This is a genomic window from Mesorhizobium sp. M6A.T.Cr.TU.014.01.1.1 (assembly GCF_004022765.1).
GTDB lineage: Bacteria > Pseudomonadota > Alphaproteobacteria > Rhizobiales > Rhizobiaceae > Mesorhizobium > Mesorhizobium mediterraneum.
Genome location: NZ_RZPG01000004.1, coordinates 260471 through 280290, shown reverse-complemented (window position 1 = coordinate 280290; position 19820 = coordinate 260471). Strand labels below are relative to the sequence as shown.

The 19820-nt window shown below is 62.4% G+C and carries 19 protein-coding genes; 16 read left to right on the top strand and 3 right to left on the bottom strand.

Features of this window, described 5'->3' with window-relative positions; genetic code table 11:
- Nucleotides 1–115 precede the first annotated feature (115 nt).
- The gene (locus EN885_RS08015) at nt 116–1822 is read left to right on the top strand and encodes an HAD family hydrolase (protein WP_128241347.1); all 1707 of its coding nucleotides are present in this window, start codon (nt 116–118) and stop codon (nt 1820–1822) included.
- A 148-nt stretch (nt 1823–1970) separates the two neighbouring features.
- Here the strand turns inward: EN885_RS08015 and EN885_RS08010 are convergent, their stop codons facing one another.
- Nucleotides 1971–2405 carry a hypothetical protein gene (locus EN885_RS08010; RefSeq protein ID WP_095489126.1) on the bottom strand — a complete coding sequence of 145 codons (435 nt, stop codon included), beginning with the start codon at nt 2403–2405 and terminating at the stop codon, nt 1971–1973.
- A 303-nt stretch (nt 2406–2708) separates the two neighbouring features.
- On the opposite strand from EN885_RS08010, the gene EN885_RS08005 reads away from it, so the two are divergent.
- The gene (locus EN885_RS08005; RefSeq protein WP_095489125.1) at nt 2709–2894 is read left to right on the top strand and encodes a hypothetical protein; all 186 of its coding nucleotides are present in this window, start codon (nt 2709–2711) and stop codon (nt 2892–2894) included.
- 36 nt (nt 2895–2930) lie between these two features.
- On the opposite strand, the gene EN885_RS33510 is transcribed toward EN885_RS08005, so the two are convergent.
- Entirely contained in the window at nt 2931–3092 is a 162-nt protein-coding gene (locus tag EN885_RS33510) for a hypothetical protein (RefSeq protein ID WP_158302706.1), read from the bottom strand.
- Between the two features lie 133 nt (nt 3093–3225).
- Here EN885_RS33510 and EN885_RS08000 point away from each other — a divergent pair, with 133 nt between their 5' ends.
- The 8 genes from EN885_RS08000 (at nt 3226) to dhaL (EN885_RS07965) (ending at nt 12340) form a co-directional block, all read left to right on the top strand.
- Nucleotides 3226–4704, top strand: a complete 1479-nt coding sequence (locus EN885_RS08000; protein ID WP_095489123.1) for a sugar ABC transporter ATP-binding protein — start codon at nt 3226–3228, stop codon at nt 4702–4704.
- A gap of 35 nt (nt 4705–4739) precedes the next feature.
- Nucleotides 4740–5744 (top strand): sugar ABC transporter permease, encoded by a 1005-nt coding sequence (locus EN885_RS07995; RefSeq protein WP_095489258.1) that lies wholly within the window; start codon nt 4740–4742, stop codon nt 5742–5744.
- A 116-nt stretch (nt 5745–5860) separates the two neighbouring features.
- Nucleotides 5861–6847, top strand: a complete 987-nt coding sequence (locus EN885_RS07990; protein WP_095489122.1) for a substrate-binding domain-containing protein — start codon at nt 5861–5863, stop codon at nt 6845–6847.
- 60 nt (nt 6848–6907) lie between these two features.
- Complete coding sequence (locus EN885_RS07985; protein ID WP_095489121.1) at nt 6908–7678, top strand: SDR family oxidoreductase; 771 nt, start codon at nt 6908–6910, stop codon at nt 7676–7678.
- Between the two features lie 22 nt (nt 7679–7700).
- Nucleotides 7701–8693: a dihydroxyacetone kinase subunit DhaK gene (locus EN885_RS07980; RefSeq protein WP_095489120.1), complete on the top strand. Its 993-nt coding sequence runs from the start codon at nt 7701–7703 to the stop codon at nt 8691–8693.
- Between the two features lie 10 nt (nt 8694–8703).
- Complete coding sequence (gene dhaL / locus EN885_RS07975; RefSeq protein WP_126105521.1) at nt 8704–9366, top strand: dihydroxyacetone kinase subunit DhaL; 663 nt, start codon at nt 8704–8706, stop codon at nt 9364–9366.
- A 146-nt stretch (nt 9367–9512) separates the two neighbouring features.
- On the top strand, nt 9513–11609 hold the full coding sequence (locus EN885_RS07970; RefSeq protein ID WP_126105520.1) for a bifunctional sugar-binding transcriptional regulator/dihydroxyacetone kinase subunit DhaK: 2097 nt from the start codon (nt 9513–9515) through the stop codon (nt 11607–11609).
- 53 nt (nt 11610–11662) lie between these two features.
- Nucleotides 11663–12340, top strand: coding sequence for a dihydroxyacetone kinase subunit DhaL (gene dhaL / locus EN885_RS07965; protein ID WP_126107395.1), 678 nt, complete (start codon nt 11663–11665; stop codon nt 12338–12340).
- Between the two features lie 48 nt (nt 12341–12388).
- Here the strand turns inward: dhaL (EN885_RS07965) and EN885_RS07960 are convergent, their stop codons facing one another.
- The gene (locus EN885_RS07960; RefSeq protein ID WP_164547152.1) at nt 12389–13321 is read right to left on the bottom strand and encodes a GntR family transcriptional regulator; all 933 of its coding nucleotides are present in this window, start codon (nt 13319–13321) and stop codon (nt 12389–12391) included.
- A gap of 136 nt (nt 13322–13457) precedes the next feature.
- Here EN885_RS07960 and EN885_RS07955 point away from each other — a divergent pair, with 136 nt between their 5' ends.
- The 6 genes from EN885_RS07955 to EN885_RS07925 all read left to right on the top strand — a co-directional run bounded on the left by EN885_RS07955 (nt 13458) and on the right by EN885_RS07925 (nt 19766).
- A complete protein-coding gene (locus tag EN885_RS07955; protein ID WP_128241348.1) occupies nt 13458–14657 on the top strand; it encodes a C45 family peptidase in 1200 nt (399 codons plus the stop codon).
- Nucleotides 14639–15580 (top strand): ABC transporter permease, encoded by a 942-nt coding sequence (locus EN885_RS07950; protein WP_095489116.1) that lies wholly within the window; start codon nt 14639–14641, stop codon nt 15578–15580. Before EN885_RS07955 ends, EN885_RS07950 begins: the two co-directional genes overlap by 19 nt.
- Nucleotides 15577–16404 carry an ABC transporter permease gene (locus EN885_RS07945; RefSeq protein WP_127205004.1) on the top strand — a complete coding sequence of 276 codons (828 nt, stop codon included), beginning with the start codon at nt 15577–15579 and terminating at the stop codon, nt 16402–16404. Before EN885_RS07950 ends, EN885_RS07945 begins: the two co-directional genes overlap by 4 nt.
- An 11-nt stretch (nt 16405–16415) precedes the next feature.
- Nucleotides 16416–18077: a dipeptide ABC transporter ATP-binding protein gene (locus EN885_RS07940; protein ID WP_127205005.1), complete on the top strand. Its 1662-nt coding sequence runs from the start codon at nt 16416–16418 to the stop codon at nt 18075–18077.
- A gap of 25 nt (nt 18078–18102) precedes the next feature.
- Nucleotides 18103–18840 (top strand): MOSC domain-containing protein, encoded by a 738-nt coding sequence (locus tag EN885_RS07935; protein ID WP_164759142.1) that lies wholly within the window; start codon nt 18103–18105, stop codon nt 18838–18840.
- A 269-nt stretch (nt 18841–19109) separates the two neighbouring features.
- Nucleotides 19110–19766 (top strand): hypothetical protein, encoded by a 657-nt coding sequence (locus tag EN885_RS07925; protein WP_127205007.1) that lies wholly within the window; start codon nt 19110–19112, stop codon nt 19764–19766.
- Nucleotides 19767–19820 lie beyond the last annotated feature (54 nt).

Here is a 19820-nt window from a genome sequence, read left to right as displayed (position 1 = left end):
CCATGACAAACGATGACGGGATTCGGCCAATGGAAGTCACCGAAACAGATGCCTTTCCGCTCAGTTCGGCGAGAAAGCATCTCGGGTCGGCTTTCGGGCTGCCGACAATGGTTCGATGTATGCCCTTGCGTTAGCCACTGACTACGACGGCACACTCGCGGAAAACGGGATCGTTTCCGATGCGACCCGTGCTGCGCTCGAGCGGCTGAAGGAAACCGGCCGCAAGTTGATAATGGTGACCGGTCGCGAGCTTGCCGACCTCGAAAGCGTTTTCCCGGAGCTTGGCATTTTCGACAAGGTCGTCGCCGAAAACGGCGCGCTCGTCTACACGCCGGCTTCGAAGAAGGAGCGCATCCTTGCGCCTGCCCCTCCGGCGGAATTCGTCGACAGGCTGATGATGCGCAAGATCGCGCCCCTGTCGATGGGACGTTCCGTCGTCGCCACCAGGGAGCCCAACGAGACCATCGTGCTGGAAGTGATCAAGGACCTTGGCTTGGAGTTGGAGATAATCTTCAACAAGGGTGCCGTCATGGTGCTGCCGAGCGGGGTCAACAAGGCGACCGGTCTTGCCGCTGCCCTCGAGGATCTGGAATTGTCCGCCCACAATGTCGTCGGCATCGGCGATGCGGAGAACGATCACGCCTTTCTGCGCGCCGTCGGCTTCGGCGTTGCAGTTGCCAATGCCCTGCCGAAGGTAAGGGAGACGGCGGGCCACGTGACGAATGGTGCCCGCGGCGCGGGCGTGAGGGAGTTGATCGAGGGCCTCATCTCGCATGACGCCGCCTCGCTGGACACGGCGCGGCAACGCATCGAGATTGGCGCGGACGACGGATCGGGCGCAGTGATGCACCTTTCACCGCGCGGCGGCAGCGTCCTGCTGGCCGGCACGTCCGGGATCGGAAAATCCACCCTCGCCACCGCCCTGACCGAACGCTTCGTCGAGCAAGGCTTCCAGTTTTGCGTGCTCGACCCGGAAGGCGACTACGAGGAACTGGAGGACGTGCTGGTGGTTGGCGACGCCAAAAGCCCGCCGAGCTCACGCGAAATCTTCGACCTTTTGTCCAAGCCGTCCAACAATGTCGCCGTCAACATGCTCGGGATCAAGACCGGGGAACGGCCAAACGCCTTCGCCAAGCTGCTGCCGGAGCTTGCCGCGCTTCGCGCCCGCACCGGACGCCCGCACTGGCTGATCATCGACGAGGCACACCACCTGTTGCCGCACGCACGCGACGGCACATCCTTTGCGCTTCCAAAAAGCCTTTCGGCGACCATTCTGGTCACAGTCCATCCCGATCTGGTTTCGCGCGACGTGCTGGCAGGTGTCGACACGGTGCTGGCCCTTGGCCCGGAAGCCGACAAGGTCGTCGAAAGCTTCTGTGCCGCAATTGGCGAGGACGTGCCGGAGGGCGTCGCGCCGCCACCGGAAAACAAGGTTCTGTATTGGAACCGCTCGACAGCCGATCCCGCGAGGCCGATCTCGGTCGAACGTCCCCGGCAGGAACGCAAGCGCCATATACGCAAATATGCCGAGGGCGATCTTGGCGACAACAGTTTCTATTTCCGCGGCGCTGACGGCACGCTCAACCTGAAAGCGCAAAATCTCATGATGTTCCTCCATCTCGCCGAGGGGATCGACGACCGCACCTGGGAGCATCACTTGCGCGCGGGCGACTATTCGGCCTGGTTCCGCAACCAGGTCAAGGACATGGAACTTGCGGAGGAAGCGGCTATCATCGAGGATGACGATAGTCTCGATCCGCATAGAAGCCGCGCCGCCATCGCGGAAGCGGTCCATCGCCGCTACACCGCGCCCGCCGACTGAATCCCGCCCATGCGGATGGTATCCAAGTCTCGCCGATGGCGGATCGCCGCCGAACGGCATCCGTCATCAACGACCATTGGAGGCGTGAAAATCACTTCGCCGCCTCCATCATCCGAACATGCCGACCTGTAGCGTCAATGCCGATGCTTCAATGCATGAATGTTCCGCGCAGCCAGGCAAAGAAACCGAACCTCTCCGACATTGCCGCACGGACGCGAGAGGCAGCCCACCGCGCTCGTATCGTGGCGCCGACATGGCAATGGCAGACGATTTCGTGCAACTGCCAGTCGGTCAGCTCGAAGAAGCGCCTGGCTTCGCCATAGGTGTCATCTCTCAAGCCTTGTGCGCGAAAAATCGGATCCTCGAAGGCAACGGTGAGAGGCGAGTCGTTGTAGCGCATTTTTTCGCGTATCTCAGGGGATTTGTATTCGGTGCCCGTCAGCGCTTCGAGACGCCGATCGGGATTTTGCTCTAGCAGTTTCGCCCAACGTTCGAGACGCTGGCTTCGAGTCGCCACGAGGTCTGTTGCTTCAGCGTGAACGTCGGCAACGGCATGCAGTTGGTCAAGTGTTTGGTGCTTCACGACCGCCTCCTATTCAGCAGGTGAGTTTGTCCCACCCTGAAATGGAAATTATGGCGCTCCACGACGCCGACAAGGCCCTCATGCGGGGACCATTCGATCAATTTTCTGACGGCGCCGTCCTGCCACGAGCGCCTGATGCCTGCGGGATCGTCGGAGGCTCGTATCGGAACCATAGGCACGCGTGGTCGTTCTGCGTGCATCAGCCCGTAGAGCGAAACCGGTCGAAACGGGTGGCGTCAGAAATCCCACCCGACGTCGATGACCCGCCAAGGCAGAATGCAGCGAGCGGAAGGAAATCACACCATGGCCATTCTTCCCACTCCCGAACCAACGCCCACTCCGGCGCCCACGCCACCGCCGTTTCCCGAGCCGAAGCCGGTGCGTGAGCCGGATCCGGACAGACTTCCCGACGAAGCCCCCGTCCCCAATCCGGATGAAAACGACGCGCCACTGAAAATTGGCCCCAAAGCGTCCGATCCCGGCATTTGACGGATCGGAACTAGCGTGAAGCGATCGGGGAAACACTCATTCCAGATCGCCCGACTCCTTATGGATGCCGCAGAAGATGTCGGCGCACTGCGTGGCCGAACGGCCGGCATGCGCGTTACGGTCGCCGTCGTCTCGGCACCTACCCGGCAAGTGCGATGTTGCGGCCGCTTCGACCCTGATTTCCAGCGCCACGATCAAGCCGAATCCATGACTTGACATTTGTCGAACAAATATTGACTATTGTCACATTGGCACCAGGGCGGAGGCTACCCCGTGTCGATCGGCTCCCCACCAAAAAGGATTGCCGAATGCCCAAAGGGAGGAAGACTACGTGGAGCTTTTGCTCGAGGTGGAAGGGCTGGCAAAGTCCTTTGGCGGCGTTGCAGCCTTGCGCGAAGGCCGCCTCCAGCTTCGCGCCGGCACGGTCCATGCCCTGTGCGGCGGTAACGGCGCCGGCAAGTCGACCTTTCTCAAGATATTGATGGGTATCTTCAACCGCGATGCCGGCTCGATCCGCCGCCGCGGCAAGGATGTGGAATTCGCAAGCCCCGCCGACGCGCTGGCGTCGGGCATTGCCATTATCGAGCAGGAGCTCAGCCCTGTTCCCCACATGACGGTTGCCGAGAATATCTATCTCGGCCGCGAGCCCAAGGCGCGCTTCGGAGGCATCGATTTCCGTGCGATGAACCGGTCCGCGCAAAGGCTGCTGGACGATCTGGAATTCGATATCCGGGCCACGCAGTACATGATGAACCTCTCGGTTGCGCAGATGCAGCTCGTCGAGATTGCCAAGGCGCTCAGTCACGACGCCGAGGTCATCTTCATGGATGAGCCGACGTCGGCGATCGGCGAGCGGGAGGCGCAGCACCTGTTTGCCGCGATCCGCCGCCTGCAGGCGCAAGGGCGTGGCATCGTCTATGTTTCCCACCGTCTGTCGGAGATCTTTCAGATCGCCGATTCCTACACGGTCTTTCGCGACGGCGCCTATGTTGGCAGCGGCGCGCTTGCGGACATCGATCGGCCCGAGCTCATTCGCATGATCGTTGGCCGCGAGCTGTCGGAGGAATTCGCCAAGACCAGCACGCCGACGCAAGAACCCGGTATCGAAATTGCCGGGCTCAGTTGCCCGAACAAGATCGAGGACATTTCGTTTTCGGTGCGAAAGGGAGAAATCTTCGGCATCTACGGCCTGATGGGAGCCGGGCGGACAGAAATCTTCAACTGCCTCTTCGGGCTCGACAAGCCATCGACGGGAAGCATCAAGGTCGACGGTATCGAGGTCACCATTTCAAAGCCGGCGGATGCCATGGCGCATGGGTTGGCTCTGGTCACCGAGGACCGCAAGCTGACCGGTCTCAATCTCTCCGACAGCGTGCGCGCAAACATCTGCATGGCGAGCCTGCCTGAAATGAGCCCCAGCTTCGCCATGGATCGGGCTCGGGAGGCGCAAGCAAGCCGCGACATGCGCGAGCAGTTCCAGATCAAGGCTGCCCGCGACACGATGCCGGTTTCCGGCCTTTCGGGCGGCAACCAGCAGAAGGTGGTGCTCGGCAAATGGTTCCTTCGCAATCCGAAAGTCCTGCTTCTGGACGAGCCGACCCGCGGTGTCGATGTCGGCGCCAAGCGTGAAATCTACCGGATCATCAGCGATTTCGCCGCTGCCGGCGGCACGGTCGTGATGATCTCGTCCGAAATCGACGAGGTCCTCGGCATGGCGGACCGGATCATGGTGATGCGCGCCGGCAGAAGTGCCGGAATCTACAGCCGGGAGGAAACGAATGCCCAATCACTCGTCCACCTTTCAACATGAACAGGGGTGTTCGCTCAGCGGCAAAGGAGCCGGTGATGTCGGTTAGCGACAACAGGAATGCGAGCGGCTGGCTCGGCTCGGAGCAGCGCCGGCTGTTGATTCAGGAATACGGGATCTTCCTCGCGTTCCTGATCCTGGCGGCGGTTCTCTCGGTCTCCAACGAGTTCTTCCTGACGGCCGGCAACATCTCGAACGTGCTGCTGCAGACCTCGATCAACGGTGTCCTCGCCATCGGCATGACCTTCGTCATCCTGACGCGCGGCATCGATCTCTCGGTCGGCTCCGTCGTCGCGCTTGCCGGCATCGTCAGCGCCAGCTTCGTGACCTCCTCCGCGACCGCCGGGATTTCCGGCGCGCCCTATCCGGTCGCCCTGGGTCTCGGCATCGGCCTGCTGGTCGGCATTGCCTGCGGTGCCGTTTCCGGCGTGATCGTGTCGCGGTTTTCGGTGCCGGCCTTCGTGGCGACGCTAGGCATGCTGTCGGCGGCGCGCGGACTGACCCTCATCTATGGCGGAGGTCGTCCGGTTCCCGCGCTGACACCAGCATTCCGCTGGATCGGCACAGGCAATGTCCTTGGCATACCCGCACCGGTCGTCGTTCTCGCAGTCGTGTTTGCGGTCTCCTGGTGGATCCTCAATCGGACCCGTTTCGGCCGTTACATCTATGCCGTCGGCGGCAACCCTCATGCGGCCAGGACCTCGGGCATCAACGTTACCCGCATCCAGTTCGTCGTCTATGTCATATCCGGCGGCCTTGCCGGCCTCGCCGGGATGCTGCTCAGCGCCCGCACCGGCTCGGCGCTTCCCCAGGCCGGCATTGCCTATGAGCTGGATGCGATCGCGGCGGTGGTGATCGGCGGGACTAGCCTTTCGGGAGGCATCGGCCGGGTGACGGGCACGTTGATCGGCGCGCTGATCATCGGCGTCATGAACAACGGCCTCGATCTGATGGGTATCCAATCCTACTACCAGCAAGTTCTCAAGGGTGCCCTGATCGTCGGCGCCGTGATGCTTGACCAGAAGAGAAACTACGGGGCTTAGGGCGTCGGACCCAATCCGAGGCTCAAACAAAAGGCCCCTTTCGAAATCGGACCTGCACTGCGCGTGTCCGTTGATAGGCGAACCATGTCGGTCGCTCACTTAAGTGGAGGTACGGAATGAAAAGATTGATGATAGCGCTCGCGTCTGCGACCGCGCTGCTGGCCTCGTCGGCCATGGCGCAGGAGAAGATCAAGATCGGCGCAGCGCCTTACGGATTGAATGCGGAGTTCATGCAGATCTGGTCGGCAGCGCTTCAGGAGCACCCGGCCGTCAAGAGCGGCGAAGTCGAGCTGACGGTCTTCGACGGCCGCTATGATGCCCTGGTCCAGCAGGACCAGTTCAAGACGATGGTCACCCAGCAGTACAATGCGATCATCTTCGCTCCGATCGACGTCGACGCCGGCGCGGCAGCCGTTCAGACGGCAGCCGATGCCGGCATTCCGGTTGTCGGTTCGAACACCCGCGTCAACTCCGATCTGTTGACTTCCTATGTCGGATCCGACGACACGATCTCGGGCTACATGGAAGCCAAGACCGTGCTCGACAAGATCGGCTGCAAGGGCAATGTGGTTATCCTCGAAGGGCCGGTCGGCCAGTCCGCGCAGATTTCCCGCCTCGAAGGCAACAAGAAAGCGCTTGCCGAGTGCCCGGATGTCAAGATCCTCGAGGATCAGACCGCCAACTGGTCGCGCGCCGAAGCCCAGACGCTCATGGAAAACTGGCTCACCGCGCATCCGAACCAGATCAACGGCGTGATTGGCCAGAATGACGAAATGGCGCTCGGCGCCATCGAGGCGATCAAGGCCGCCGGCCTCGACGTGAAGAGCTTCGCCATTGCCGGTATCGACGGCATCACCGATGCGCTCCATGCCGTCAAGGCCGGTGAAATGACCTCGATCCTTCAAGACGCGCGCGCCCAGGCTCAAGGTGCGCTCGACCTTGCTATCTTCGCTGCCAAGAAGGGGGACTACAAGCCGCAATCCGACATCTGGGCAACCTACAAGGACATGCCGTGGAACGACGGCAAGGAGAAGATCTACAATGTGCCGTGGACGCCGGTGACGGCGGAAAACGTCGATCAGCTTCTGGCGACGCGCAAGTAATCCAGCCGTGGGGTGGGCTCTCTTGCCCGCCCCACTTTCCAACAAGCCGGGAAGAGCACCATGACGGATTCAATACAGGTTGATCTCAATTTTTCACTGGGCGGCAAGGTCGCTCTGGTCACTGGCGGCGCCTCCGGCATCGGCAGCGCCATCGCATCGGCGTTTGCCGCGAAGGGCGCGGTCGTCGGGGTGATCGACATCAATGAATCCGTTGCGAGATCGAAGGCCGACGAACTCGGCAACGGTGCGAAATCCTTCGTCTGCGACGTGTCCGATCCGCGATCGGTGGAAGCCGTGTTTGCTGCGGCGCAAGCCGCCTTCGGCCGTATCGACATCGTCGTCAACAGCGCCGGCGTCGCCCTGCTCGCTCCCGCCGAGGATCTCAGCCTCGATGCCTGGGACAAGACCATCGATATCAATCTCAAGGGAACTTTCCTTGTTTCCCAGGCCGCCGGGCGTGCCCTGATCAAAGCTGGCAAGGGTGGCAAGATCATCAACATGGCCTCGCAGGCCGGCACTGTCGCGATCGACCAGCACGTCGCCTATTGCGCTTCGAAATTCGGCGTCATCGGCCTGTCCAAGACACTTGCCGCCGAATGGGGCAAGCACGGCATCACGGTAAACACGATCTCGCCGACGGTGGTGTTGACCGACCTCGGCAGAAAGGCCTGGGATGGGCCGCGCGGAGAGGCGCTGAAGCAACGCATTCCGACCGGCCGCTTTGCCTTTCCGGAAGAAATAGCCGCCGCGGCGGTGTTTTTGGCATCGAACGGCGCCGACATGATCAACGGCGCCGACCTTCTGGTCGATGGCGGCTACACCATTGTCTGACCGGCGCAGGATTGGAGCAACAATGCAGCGGTTCATCAACAATCCCGACGAGGTCGTCGAAGATACGGTCAAGGGCTTCGTCAAGGCGCATGCCGACATCGTCAGGCTCGGCAGCAACCCGCGCGTCATCGCAGCCCGCCATGCGCCGGTCAGCGGCAAGGTCGGCGTGATCACCGGCGGCGGCTCCGGCCATGAGCCTGCCTTCATCGGCTACACTGGCCGCAACATGCTGGACGCGGTCGCGGTCGGCGAGCTCTTCTCGTCGCCGACGGCAAAGAGCTTCCTTGACGCCGCAAGGGAGGCGAATGGCGGCAAGGGTGTCGTTTGCCTCTACGGCAATTATGCCGGCGACAACATGAATGTGAAGATGGCCGTCAAGCTCGCGGCCAAGGAGGACATTACGATCGCAACCGTCGTCGCCAACGACGATGTATGCTCGGCCGGACCGGATGAGCGTGAGAAGCGCCGAGGCGTCGCCGGCGAGATCTTCATGTGGAAATGCGCCGGCGCCAAGGCCCAGCAAGGTGCCAGCCTCGAGGACGTGCAGGCAACGGCGCAGCGGGCGATCGACAATTGCCGCTCCATCGGCGTTGGCCTTGGCCCTTGCACGCTGCCTGCCGTGGGGCATCCCAACTTCCTGATTGAGCCGGGCACGATGGAAGTCGGCATCGGTCATCATGGTGAGCCGGGCGTCAGGGTCGAGCCGCTGAAGTCCGCGGTCGAAATAGCGCAGCAGATGGTCAGGATCGTGCTTGATGATCACGATCTTGCCGCCGGAACCGAAGTTGCGGTTCTTGTGTCCGGCCTCGGCGCAACGCCGGTCAACGAACTCTACATCCTCCACGATACGATCGAGCAGGAAATCACCGGACGCGGGTTAGCCATCTACAAGACCTACATCGGCAACTACTTCACCTCGCTGGAAATGGTCGGCGCCACACTCACGGTCATGGCGCTCGACGCCGAGTTGAAAAGGCTGCTGGACGTGGATGTCGATTGTCCCGCAAGGCTTTAGGAGCAGGCGAATGCAGCAGTTTGACAACGCTTCCGCTGGCGACATCGTTCTTTCGATCGCCGACCGGATCATCGAAAACCGAGCCTATCTGAGCGAGATCGACGGCAAAATCGGTGACGGCGATCACGGCGTCAACATGGCCAAGGGCTTCGGCATGGCTGCGGAGCGGATCAGGGGCAACGACATGTCGCTGGCCACCGCCTTTGATACGCTGGGCACGGTGCTGATGACCGAGATCGGCGGCTCCATGGGGCCGCTCTATGGCGTCATGTTCACGCAATTCGCCGAAACGATCGAGAAATCTTCATCCATCGATGCCCGGACTTTCAGTGCCATGCTCACCAGTGGTCTCGACGGCATCCAGGCGATCGGATCGGCCAAGGTCGGCGACAAGACGCTTCTCGATACGCTCATGCCGGCGATCCAAGCGTTCGACGGCGCCAACGCCGGCGGCAAGCCGTTCCCGGAAGCTCTGGATGCGCTCGTCGTCGCAGCCGAAAAAGGCCGTGACGGCACAAAGGACCTGGTTGCAAGGATTGGCCGCGCCAGCCGCCTGGGCGAACGCTCGCTCGGCGTGCTCGACGCCGGCGCCACATCCTGTGCGTTGATTCTGAAAGCACTGGCGCTCGGTGCCAAGGAGAAGTTGCAGCAGTCCGCGACTGCGAGTGATTGAGCTACGACTACGCTCCTCCCGAGCGCTGGCCTCCGGCTGATTTTACAGCCGGAAGCCAGGTTAACGCCTGATCGAACCAAGATTGTGAGTTCCTCTGTTTGCGCTCATCTTGAGGATCGATTCTGGATTCGGGGAAACCAGGCAGCATGACAGTCAAGACATCATCGGCGCGGAAGAACGGAACGGTGCGGACAGGACCCGAGGCTGGCGCCGAACCCATTCCCTTGCGCTATGGTGACGATCCCTATGTCTGGGCCTGTTGGCTTTACTACGAAGACCACATGACGCAAGGCGATATCGCCGAAATCATGGGCATTTCGCGGGCGACAGTGAACAGCTACCTGGCCGATGCCCGCGCCCGCGGCATCGTCAACATTTCCCTCGAGCCATCACGGCTGAGTTCGCTCTCGATCGCACAGGAACTCAAACGGCATTTCGGGCTGCATGACTGCCTCGTCGTGCCGAGCGACGACAATGCGCGTCCGCTGATCGATCGTCTCGGCACCGCGGCCGCGCAGGCTCTGACCAAGCTTCTGAAATCCGGAGACACGGTGGCCGTTGCCTGGGGGCGAACCGTGTTGGCGATTGGCGAGCAGGCCTCCGTGCCCGGCCTTCAGGACGTCACTGTCGTTCAGGCGACTGGCGGCACGCGAGCAAGTTTTGCCTATACTCCGGAACTCTGCGCGGCCGCCATCGCCAATGCCGTCAATGGCAAGCTGATCAACATCACCGCGCCGGCTATCGTTTCCAATGCGGAAGTCCGCGACATTCTTCTGCGCGAGCCGCTGATCGAAAGTCAGTTCGCAGCGCTTTCTAAAGCCAACAAAGCGCTATTCGGCATCGCCTCGCTGCGTCCGAATTCAACGATCCACACCAGCGGTTTTTTCGAATCGGTTTCGGTGCAGCAATATCTCGCCAAAGATGCCGTGGGCGTCCTCGCGGGACGCTTCATCGACGGGCGGGGCAACCCGGTAGCTGGCCCGCTCGACGACCGGACGATCGGAATTTCGCTCGACATGCTCAGGTCTATCGGCCTGCGGATTGCAGTCGCCGGTGGTTTCGACAAGGTGCCGGCGATCCTTGCCGCGCTCCGCGGCGGCTACGTCAACGTGCTCATCACCGACGCTGCCACGGGCCGCGGCATTCTGAATGCCGATGGCGTGACGGAGCTCGATCAAAAGCTTTCCCAACGCCCGAAGATCGATAGCTCGGTGGCCCTGCCCAGCAACTTCCGGACCCACATCAAGAAGTTCCTGAACGACCCTGACGATGTCGTCGAGGAGATGCTTGACGGCGTGGTGAAGGCGCATGGCGCCTATATCCAGCCGATCAAAGGCTCGCATCGCGCCCTCGTTGCCCGCACGGGGCCGCGACTTGGCAAGGTGGGGCTTGTGATCGGCGGCGGCACCGGGCACGAGCCCTGCTTTCTCGGCTATGTCGGCAAGGGTCTCGCCGATGCCGTGGCTGTCGGCAATATCTTTTCATCGCCGCCTCCCGGCCCGATCTTTCAGTGCGCCAGGGCGGCATCCGGCGGGCAAGGCGTGCTCTTCGTCTATGGCAACTATGCCGGCGATGTCATGAACTTCGAGATGGCGGCCGAGATGGCGGCGGAAAACAACATCGAGGTCCGAACGGTCGTGACGACCGACGATATCGCCTCTTCGCCGCTGGAGGACAGGGAAGGCCGCCGCGGCGTTGCCGGCAACTTCTTCATGTTCAAGATCGCCGGCGCCGCCTGCGATCGCGGCCTGTCGCTCGATGCCTGCGAAGCGGCGACACGCAAGGCCAATTCGAGGACATTCACGATGGGGGTCGCATTGGAGCCCTGCTCCCTCCCGCAGACCCGTCGTCACAATTTCGAGATCGGTCCCGATGACATTGAGATCGGCATGGGCATCCACGGCGAACGCGGCGTCATCCGCGAAAAAATGATGAGCGCCGACGAGATCACCGACCGGGTGATGGACCGTATCTTTTCCGAAATGAAGCCGGCATCGGGCGACCGTGTCGCGGTGCTGATCAATTCATTCGGGGCAACGCCGCTGATGGAACTCTACATTTTGTTCAGGCGCGTGGAGCAGCGGCTGAGCGCCAAGGACATTAAGATAGAGGCGAACTGGGTGGGACATTATTGCACCTCGCTCGACATGGTCGGTGCGTCCATATCGATCCTGCACCTCGACAATGAGTTGACGGAGCTATTGCACCATCCTTGCGATACCGCTGTCCTGCGGGTCGGCTGAGGATACAGGATACGCGCCTGTGGCCGCATCCTGCTGGAACCGGGAGGAACATGATGTCCGAAAACGCGGCGCAATGCCTGAGCAGGATGTTTTATCGCATATCCATCGCGATCGAGGCGGGAAAGGACCATCTCTCGGATCTCGATGGCGCCATTGGCGATGCCGACCATGGCATTACCATGTCTCTCGGCTTCATGGCTGTGAACGCTGAGCTGGCCAAGCTCGATCTCGACCATATGCTGCCGTCAGAGGTTTTCACAGCTGCCGCGTCCGCCTTTCTCGATGCCGTCGGTGCTTCCACCGGGCCGCTTTATGCGACCGCGTTCCGCAGAGCGGCGCAAGCCCTCAAACAGGACGAACGCCTTTCACCTTCAGGCCAGGCGGCGATCATCGAGGCCATGACGACCGGCATTCGAGAGCGCGGCAAGGGGCAGCGCGGCGACAAGACCATGCTCGACGCCTGGATTCCAGCAACCGAAGCTGCGGTCAGCGCACAGGCGCGCGCCGCCGGCAGCCGGGAGATGTGGAACGGCATCCTGGCGGCCGCGGAAGCCGGCGCGAATTCGACACGGTCCATGGTCGCTGCCCGTGGCCGGGCGGCACGGCTCGGGGAGCGGTCCCTGGGGCACATCGACCCAGGCGCGGCCTCGGCCGTCATTATCCTGCGCGCAATGAAAGACACCTTTTCTGACAGCGCACCAGGAACGATCAGCAGTAGTGGAACGGACTGATCAGGCTCGAACCTGACCAGCCCAAATAGCGGCCGGAATCGCTGCCCGTCAGATAGAGCGCTGCGGCGCACCGAACTCGGAGGCCTGCCGTAGATGCTGGCGCAGCAGCGCCTCGGCCCATTCGATCTCGCCCGCCTCGACGGCATCGAGAATGGCGAGGTGTTCCCGGCAGGACTGCTCGATGCGTTCCGCCGGCAGTTCCTCGAAACCCGCCGATTCCTGCAACCGGCGCAGATTGTTCTGCTGACGCACCGCATCGGCCAGGAACCGGTTGCCGGAACAGGCCGCAAGTCCTTCATGAAATGACGCGTTGATCCGGAACCATTCATCGCCGCCGATCAGCGTCTTGCCTGTCGACACGATCGCCAGGATGCGCTCGTGTGCGCGGCGGACCGGCGCCAGTTGCTGGGGGTCTGCATTGAACATGGGCGACCGCAGCGCCGCGCATTCAACAGCCATCCGGAATTCATAGCTTTCCCGGTAGGCATCCTCGCCGACAAGCGTGTCGGCGAAACGCCAGCCGTGCCCCGGCAGGCGCTGCACCAGGCCTTCGGCGGCAAAGCGAAGCAAAAGCTTGCGCACGATGCCGCGTGATGCCTGATAGCGCGGCATCAGTTCCGCCTCGGACACCTCCTGGGGCAGTTGGTCGAGCGCGCGTTCCCGCATCATCCTGCGGTAAAGCTCCTCGAGCGGAGAACTGGGCAGTATATCCTCCGGGTCGAGATCGGCGACATCGCGCGCCAATTGCAGCCCCCTCGTCTCGAAGGGACTTAAGATGCCCTGGGCGACCAGCAGTTCCAGCGCTGCGCTGACGGGAGAACGCGAAACGCCGAACGTGCGGGCAAGGTCCGGCACCGAGACGCGGGTTCCAACCGTCCAGCCCGAATCCCTGATCCGCTCCAGGATCCGCCGCGCCAGATCTATCTGCAGCGGGCTGGCCGCCTCACTGCGTGGCTGCCGGTCGATGATCGTTTCGTTCATATGCACTTCCTCAGGCATTCGCATTATAGATATGCGCCACGCAGTTCGAACTGGCAATCTATCGAATTTTTCTGCTTTTCATTCAATCAAAATGCATTACTATCCGGACTCATACGAGTTTGAGGCTTTCCTTTTGATGACAACAGTCACACCATTTCCGCTTGTCGAAATCGCAGGAGCGCCGAAAGCGCGCGGCACGGCCTACGGCGAACAGGCGCGCGGGCGCATCGGCGCTTCGGTGGCGCTCTACGCTGCGCAGCTCGACCGTTTCGGCTTCAGGCGGGACGATGTCGGGCGGTTCTCCGGCATCTTCCTGCCTCGCCTTCGGCAATGGGCGCCCGACCTCGTCGAGGAAATGGAAGGGATCGCGTCAGGCGCCAATGTCGATCTGTCCTCGATCGTCCTGGTCAATGCGCGCACCGAAATCCTGCAGCTTGCCCGGCGCGAGAAAGGCATTTCCGACGACGAGCCCGACGGTTGCACGGGCGCGGCGATCCTGCCGGAAGCAACCCGGAACGGCAGGCTCATCCATGGCCAGAACTGGGACTGGAGGGCCGAATGCGCCGAGACATCGGTGGTGTTGCGCATCCGGCGAACGGACGGGCCGGACCTCCTCACCTTCACCGAAGCCGGCGGACTGGCGCGCAGCGGCTTCAACGCGGCCGGCATCGGCATCACCGCGAACTATCTCGAATCCGACCGTGACTATCGCGAGATCGGCATTCCGCTTCCCTTCATCCGCCGCCGGGCCCTCGAGGCGCAGCATTTCTCCCACGCCATCAAGGTGGTGGCGACGACGCCGAAATCCGGCTCCAACAACATGATCCTGAGCACCGCCGAGGGGTTCACGGTCGATCTCGAATGCGCGCCGGACGAGGTGTTTGCGATCTATCCGAACAAGGACATGATCGTCCATGCCAATCACTGGCAAAGCCCGGTCGCGCTGTCCAAGCTGCGTGAGACCGGACTTCGCGATGTGCCGGACAGTCTCTATCGTGACCATCGCGTGCGCCGGCATTTGTCGGCGCGGCATGGCGACATCACGATCGACGATGTGAAGGAAGCCCTGTTCGACGATTTCGCTTCGCCGTTCAGCGTGTGCCGTCCAGTGGTCAGGAAAGAAGGCGGCAATCTCTCGGCGACAGTCGCGATGATCGTCTTCGAACCAGCCACCGGCGTCATGGAGATCGCTCCGATGCCGGCTGAAAACCGCGAGTTCACCAGCTACGAGCTCACCATGGACGATGCGGTCCTCGCAAGGGCGGAGAAGGCAGTGCCGGCACGGGAGACATCTTCGATATCAGCACAGGAGAAACGATGGTCCGCTTTGTCCTGACCCGCATCGCCAGCGCCATACCGACACTTATCCTGGTGTCGGTTGCGGTCTTCGTGATGATGCGCTTCATCCCGGGCGATCCCGCGACCTTGATGCTGGGAGACCTCGCACAGCCCGGACAGGTCGAGGCGATGCGGCATCAGATGGGGCTCGACCAGCCCGTGGTGGTGCAATACCTGATCTGGATCGGCAATGTCCTTTCAGGCGATTTCGGGCGCTCGATCGGCAGCGGGCAAGAAGTGCTGCCGCTGATCCTCGACCGTTTCGCCGTCTCCTCGATCATCGTTTTTCTTGCTGTGCTTGTCGCCTCGGCGATCGCCGTGCCCGCCGGCATGCTGGCCGCCTGGAAGCAGGACAGTCTGCGCGATATCGCCGTCGTCGCCACCTCGACCATCCTGCTCTCGATCCCCAGTTTCTGGCTGGGGCTGATGCTCATGCTGATCTTCGGCCTCTATCTCGGCTGGTTGCCGATCGTCGGCTATGTGCCGTTCAGCCGCGACTTCGCGCAAGCCGCTCTGTATGTGATCCTGCCCGTGGTCACCCTGGTGCTCGTCGAGTCCGGCCCGATTGCGCGCATGGCCAGGGCCAGCACGATCGAGGTGGCGCGCCTGGAATACATCACCCATGCGCGGGCAAAGGGGCTTTCGGAAAGCGCGGTGATGTGGCGCCACGCATTCAAGAATGCCTTCGCGCCCACCTGGACCCTGATCGGGCTCGTGCTCGGCAGCCTGCTATCCAGCATCGTCGTCATCGAGACCGTCTTCACCATTCCCGGCCTCGGCCGGCTGCTGGTCGACGCCATCTATGCCCGCGACTATCCCGTCGTTCAGGGAACGATGCTGTTCGTCGCCTTCATCTATGTCGCGGTCAATCTTCTCGTCGACCTCGTCTATCCGCTGCTCGATCCGAGGGTTACCGCATGATCGCCCGTGCTCTCGGCCGGCCCGGTCTGAAATTCAACGCGATCTTCGGGATCATCGTCACCGGAACATTGATCCTTCTAGCCGTGTTCGGTCCGTGGATCGCTCCCTACGATCCGCTCAAGCTCGATCTGCCGTCGCGCCTCAGCGGGCCCTCGTCTCTGCATCTGCTCGGCGCCGACGAATTCGGACGCGACGTGCTCAGCCGCCTCGCCAGCGGCGCGCGTACCAGCGCCTGGATCGCTTTTGCAACTGTTATATTCGCATTGATCACCGGCACCGTGTTCGGCGTTCTCGCAGGTTTCCTGCGGGGCTGGGTCGATCGCATCATCATGATGGTCAACGATGCCTTCCTCGCCTTCCCAGGCCTGCTCCTGGCGCTTGGCCTGATGGCGGTGATCGGTGCCAGCCGCGAAGGCATCATCCTTGCGCTCGGCCTTGCCTATATGCCGATCGTGGTGCGCGTGGTGCGGGCTTCCGTAATGTCCATTCGCGAGCGGGAATATGTCGAGGCCTCGCGCGTGATGGGCAACAGCGAGATCATCACCATGGCGCGGCACGTGCTGCCCAACTGTGTCGCCCCGATCATCGTGCTCGCCACCACCATGTTCGGCTGGATCATCCTGTCGGAGAGCGCGCTGAGCTTTCTGGGACTGGGCGTCCCGCCTCCGGCGCCGAGCTGGGGCAACATGCTGTCGACGGCACGGCCCTATATCGGCCAGGCGCCGCATTTGATCATCCTGCCAGGTCTCTGCATCTCGATCACGCTGCTCGGCATCAACATGCTGGGCGACGCGGTGCGCGACTGGCTCGACCCGAAAATGTAGGTGCTGGAAACATGCTCGTGCCGACCGGGGACAAGAACACGATGCTTTCAGTGCGCAACCTGTCGATCTCGGTCGGGCCATCGGGAAAGCGGATCGTCGACGAGCTGAATTTCGATCTCGCGCCCGGTGACATGCTGGCGCTGGTCGGCGAATCCGGTTCGGGCAAGACGATGGCAGCCCGCTCGATCCTCAACCTGCTCCCTGCCCCGCTGGTCACGACCCCGGACAGTAGCATCCGCTTCGGCGGGCAGGAACTCACCAGCCTTGCCCCAAAGGCGCTGCGCCAGATACGCGGTGCGCAGATCGGCATGGTTTTTCAGGAGCCAATGGTCTCGCTCAATCCCGCTGTCACCATCGGCGAGCAGATGGCGGAAGGGCTTCGCCTGCATCGCGACATGTCGCGCGCCGAGATAAAGGACCGCTCGCTGGCAATGCTGGAGAGAATCCAGATCAAGGATCCCGGCAAATGCCTTGCCGCCTATCCGCACGAATTCTCGGGCGGCATGCGCCAGCGCATCATGCTCGCATCGGTCATGCTGCTCAAACCGCGCCTGCTGATTGCCGACGAGCCGACCACCGCGCTCGACACGCTGGTGCAGCGCGACGTGCTTGACCTCATGGTGGAGCTGACGCGGGAGAATGGAACCGCCGTCCTGCTGATCAGCCACGACCTCGGCATGGTGTCGCACTATGTGAACAACGTGACGGTGATGTGCGAAGGCAAGGCGGTCGAACAGGGAAGCAGCACCCAGGTTCTTCACGCGCCGCAGCACGAATATACAAGGCGGTTGGTCGACGCCCTTCCCAAGCGCAGCGCCGGCGGATCGAGAAGAGCCGTCAACGGCCCTCCCTTGGTCGAAATCAGCAACGTCGTCATCGACTATCCGGGCCGTCCCAGGCTGTTTGCGCGCGCGGAACCGAAGCGCGCCGTCGACGGCGTCGATCTGACCATCCGGCGCGGCGAAACCCTTGCGTTGGTCGGCGCGTCGGGCTCCGGCAAGACGACGCTCGGGCGCGCCATTGTCGGCCTCGTCAGGCCGGCCAGTGGAACGATCTCGTTTCTTGGCAAGGCGATTGCAAGTGATCGATCGGCTGACGCGCGTGAGCAGCGTCGCGACATGCAGATCGTCTTCCAGGATCCCTATTCCTCGCTCGACCCTCGCCAGTCCATTGCCGAGATCGTCACCGAGCCGTTGAAGCTCGACCCCGAATTGGACCGCATGCGGCGCACCGCCCGCATGGATGAGGTCATTGAGGAAGTGGGGCTGACGCGCGACCTTCTCGAGCGTTTCCCGCATCAGCTGTCGGGCGGTCAGCGCCAGCGCGTCGCGATCGCGCGGGCGATCGTCAGGCGACCGGCCTTCGTCGTCGCCGACGAGCCGGTTTCGGCACTGGACATGACAGTGCAGAAACAGATCCTGCTTCTGATCCGGTCGTTGCAGGAACGCTACGGTTTCGCCTGTCTCTTCGTCTCGCATGATCTGGGTGCGGTCGAGCAGGTTGCCGACCGGGTCGCCGTCATGCAGGACGGAAAGATCGTCGAGATCGGCGACCGCGACGACGTCTTCGACCGGCCGCGCCACGCCTATACGCGCGCCCTTCTCGATGCGGCGATGCTGATCGACCGCCGTTTCGCCGATGGCGCGGGCGCACGCAAGGCAGCGGCGCAATGACGGCGACACGGCTCGTCTCCGCACCATGACACCGTTCGGCCATATCAAGGAAATCTGGCGATATCCCGTCAGTTCGATGGGCGGCGAACGGCTGGACGGAACGGAGCTTGCGGAAGGCGGTATTCCGGGCGACCGGATCTGGGGCATCGTCGACCGGCGCGACGGAATTGTTGCCGCGCCGGAGAAGCGAAAGCATTGGCGGCCGCTGCCCAACCTTCTTGCAAGGCTGAAGGGCGACCGGCCGGAAATCGGATTGGACGATGGCTCCTGGATCGATGCCGGCTCCAGCCGCGCAGGCGAGCTGGTTTCGGCCTTCCTCGATTTCCCGGCGGCGCTGCACCCGCACGTCCCCTTCGGCTCGGAGGCCCAGGATCATATCGCGCCACGCTATCAGCGCGCCGACATCCACATCGTCACGTCAGCCTCGATGAACAGGCTCGCCGGCCTGCTTGCGGATCCCTCGCAAGTGGATTCCAGGCGGTTCCGGCCCAACATCGTGATCGAGACCGACGCTTCGCGGGATGGTTTCGTCGAGCAGCAGATCATCGGAAAAGTGCTTTCGATCGGCGAGGCGCGGATCATGATTTCGGAATCCTGCGCGCGCTGCACCTTCACCGCGCTGGCGCAAGGCGATCTCGCTTTCGAACCGGCAGTGCTGCAAACCATAGCGCGCCACGGCGAAGGCGGTTTCGGCGCGCTCTGTCGGGTCATGCAGCCGGGCAAAGTCAGGATGGCCGACCGGGTCAACTTGAACGAAGCCTGATCTTTATCCAGCTTTCGGTGTTGGACGGCGGCACGTTGCGGCGGCTGATGGGTGAGATGGGCCGTAAGTTTGATGGCGGCTATGCGGAGTATGCGTTGTTTGCCGAACTCGCTGCTGATGCCGGCCACTACGCACCGCGTCCTTGATACACCGGATTCATCCCCTAGTTTAGCTCCGTGGGCGCCTTAGTCGCGAGTTTGCCTGAGGGCGGCGGCGGTCGCGCCGTCCTGACTGCATGCCGCGGAAAGACGGTTCGACCGACGCACTTTATGGAGGTGGTCGTGCGTCAATCCCCTGAATCCAGCTGGGCATATTTCGCATTCGTTTGCTCGATCGCGGTAGCTTGCGTAGGAGCTGCTGCCGGCGGCGAGCGCGGCGAAGGCAATAGCGCTGGCAACCATGGTGGCGGAGGCAATAGCGCTGGCAGCCATCACGGTGAAGGCCGCAAAGGCGGCTCGCACAAAGGGCCTGGCGCCAAGCCCAGCGGCTCCAGCAGTAGTTCACCGGTGGACGACGATGGAACCAGCACCGCCGCAACGGCGGCAGTGCCGGCCACTCCGGCAGCCACTGCCGTCAGTGTCGCCCGGTCCGCAGGGGCCGGACGGTCGCTCGACCTCCCGGCCAACCTCCAGCCTCTCAGCGCCAGCAACAGTCCATCGACGGTCCGTCCAATCAAGGCGCTGCCGGGCGTCCCGGATGAAGTCGTTCGCGCCTGCCATGATGCAATCGAGTCGGCCGCCGCCCCGTTTGGCGCGACCAGTGTGCGCGTCAACAGCGCAGGTTCCATACGTCGGTTGAGCCCGGATACGATCTCGGCTCCCGTTGAGGTCAGCATCGACTATGGACGGCAAGGCAACGTGGAGACGCGGCAGGCGCCGATCAAATGCGAATTGAACGCGACAGGCAGGGTGATCGGGCTGACATAGCGTATCGCGCAGAACTCCCCGCCGACGAGAGCAGGATGAATTCGAAGGGTGATC

Bases quoted from the DNA above. Each gene is read 5' to 3' on its own strand.
- EN885_RS08015 (WP_128241347.1), top strand. From the start codon at position 116: ATGTATGCCCTTGCGTTAGCCACTGACTACGACGGCACACTCGCGGAA.
- EN885_RS08005 (WP_095489125.1), top strand. From the start codon at position 2,709: ATGGCCATTCTTCCCACTCCCGAACCAACGCCCACTCCGGCGCCCACG.
- EN885_RS07995 (WP_095489258.1), top strand. From the start codon at position 4,740: ATGTCGGTTAGCGACAACAGGAATGCGAGCGGCTGGCTCGGCTCGGAG.
- EN885_RS07990 (WP_095489122.1), top strand. From the start codon at position 5,861: ATGAAAAGATTGATGATAGCGCTCGCGTCTGCGACCGCGCTGCTGGCC.
- EN885_RS07985 (WP_095489121.1), top strand. From the start codon at position 6,908: ATGACGGATTCAATACAGGTTGATCTCAATTTTTCACTGGGCGGCAAG.
- EN885_RS07980 (WP_095489120.1), top strand. From the start codon at position 7,701: ATGCAGCGGTTCATCAACAATCCCGACGAGGTCGTCGAAGATACGGTC.
- dhaL (WP_126105521.1), top strand. From the start codon at position 8,704: ATGCAGCAGTTTGACAACGCTTCCGCTGGCGACATCGTTCTTTCGATC.
- EN885_RS07970 (WP_126105520.1), top strand. From the start codon at position 9,513: ATGACAGTCAAGACATCATCGGCGCGGAAGAACGGAACGGTGCGGACA.
- dhaL (WP_126107395.1), top strand. From the start codon at position 11,663: ATGTCCGAAAACGCGGCGCAATGCCTGAGCAGGATGTTTTATCGCATA.
- EN885_RS07960 (WP_164547152.1), bottom strand. From the start codon at position 13,321: ATGAACGAAACGATCATCGACCGGCAGCCACGCAGTGAGGCGGCCAGC.
- EN885_RS07955 (WP_128241348.1), top strand. From the start codon at position 13,458: ATGACAACAGTCACACCATTTCCGCTTGTCGAAATCGCAGGAGCGCCG.
- EN885_RS07950 (WP_095489116.1), top strand. From the start codon at position 14,639: ATGGTCCGCTTTGTCCTGACCCGCATCGCCAGCGCCATACCGACACTT.
- EN885_RS07945 (WP_127205004.1), top strand. From the start codon at position 15,577: ATGATCGCCCGTGCTCTCGGCCGGCCCGGTCTGAAATTCAACGCGATC.
- EN885_RS07940 (WP_127205005.1), top strand. From the start codon at position 16,416: ATGCTCGTGCCGACCGGGGACAAGAACACGATGCTTTCAGTGCGCAAC.
- EN885_RS07935 (WP_164759142.1), top strand. From the start codon at position 18,103: ATGACACCGTTCGGCCATATCAAGGAAATCTGGCGATATCCCGTCAGT.
- EN885_RS07925 (WP_127205007.1), top strand. From the start codon at position 19,110: ATGGAGGTGGTCGTGCGTCAATCCCCTGAATCCAGCTGGGCATATTTC.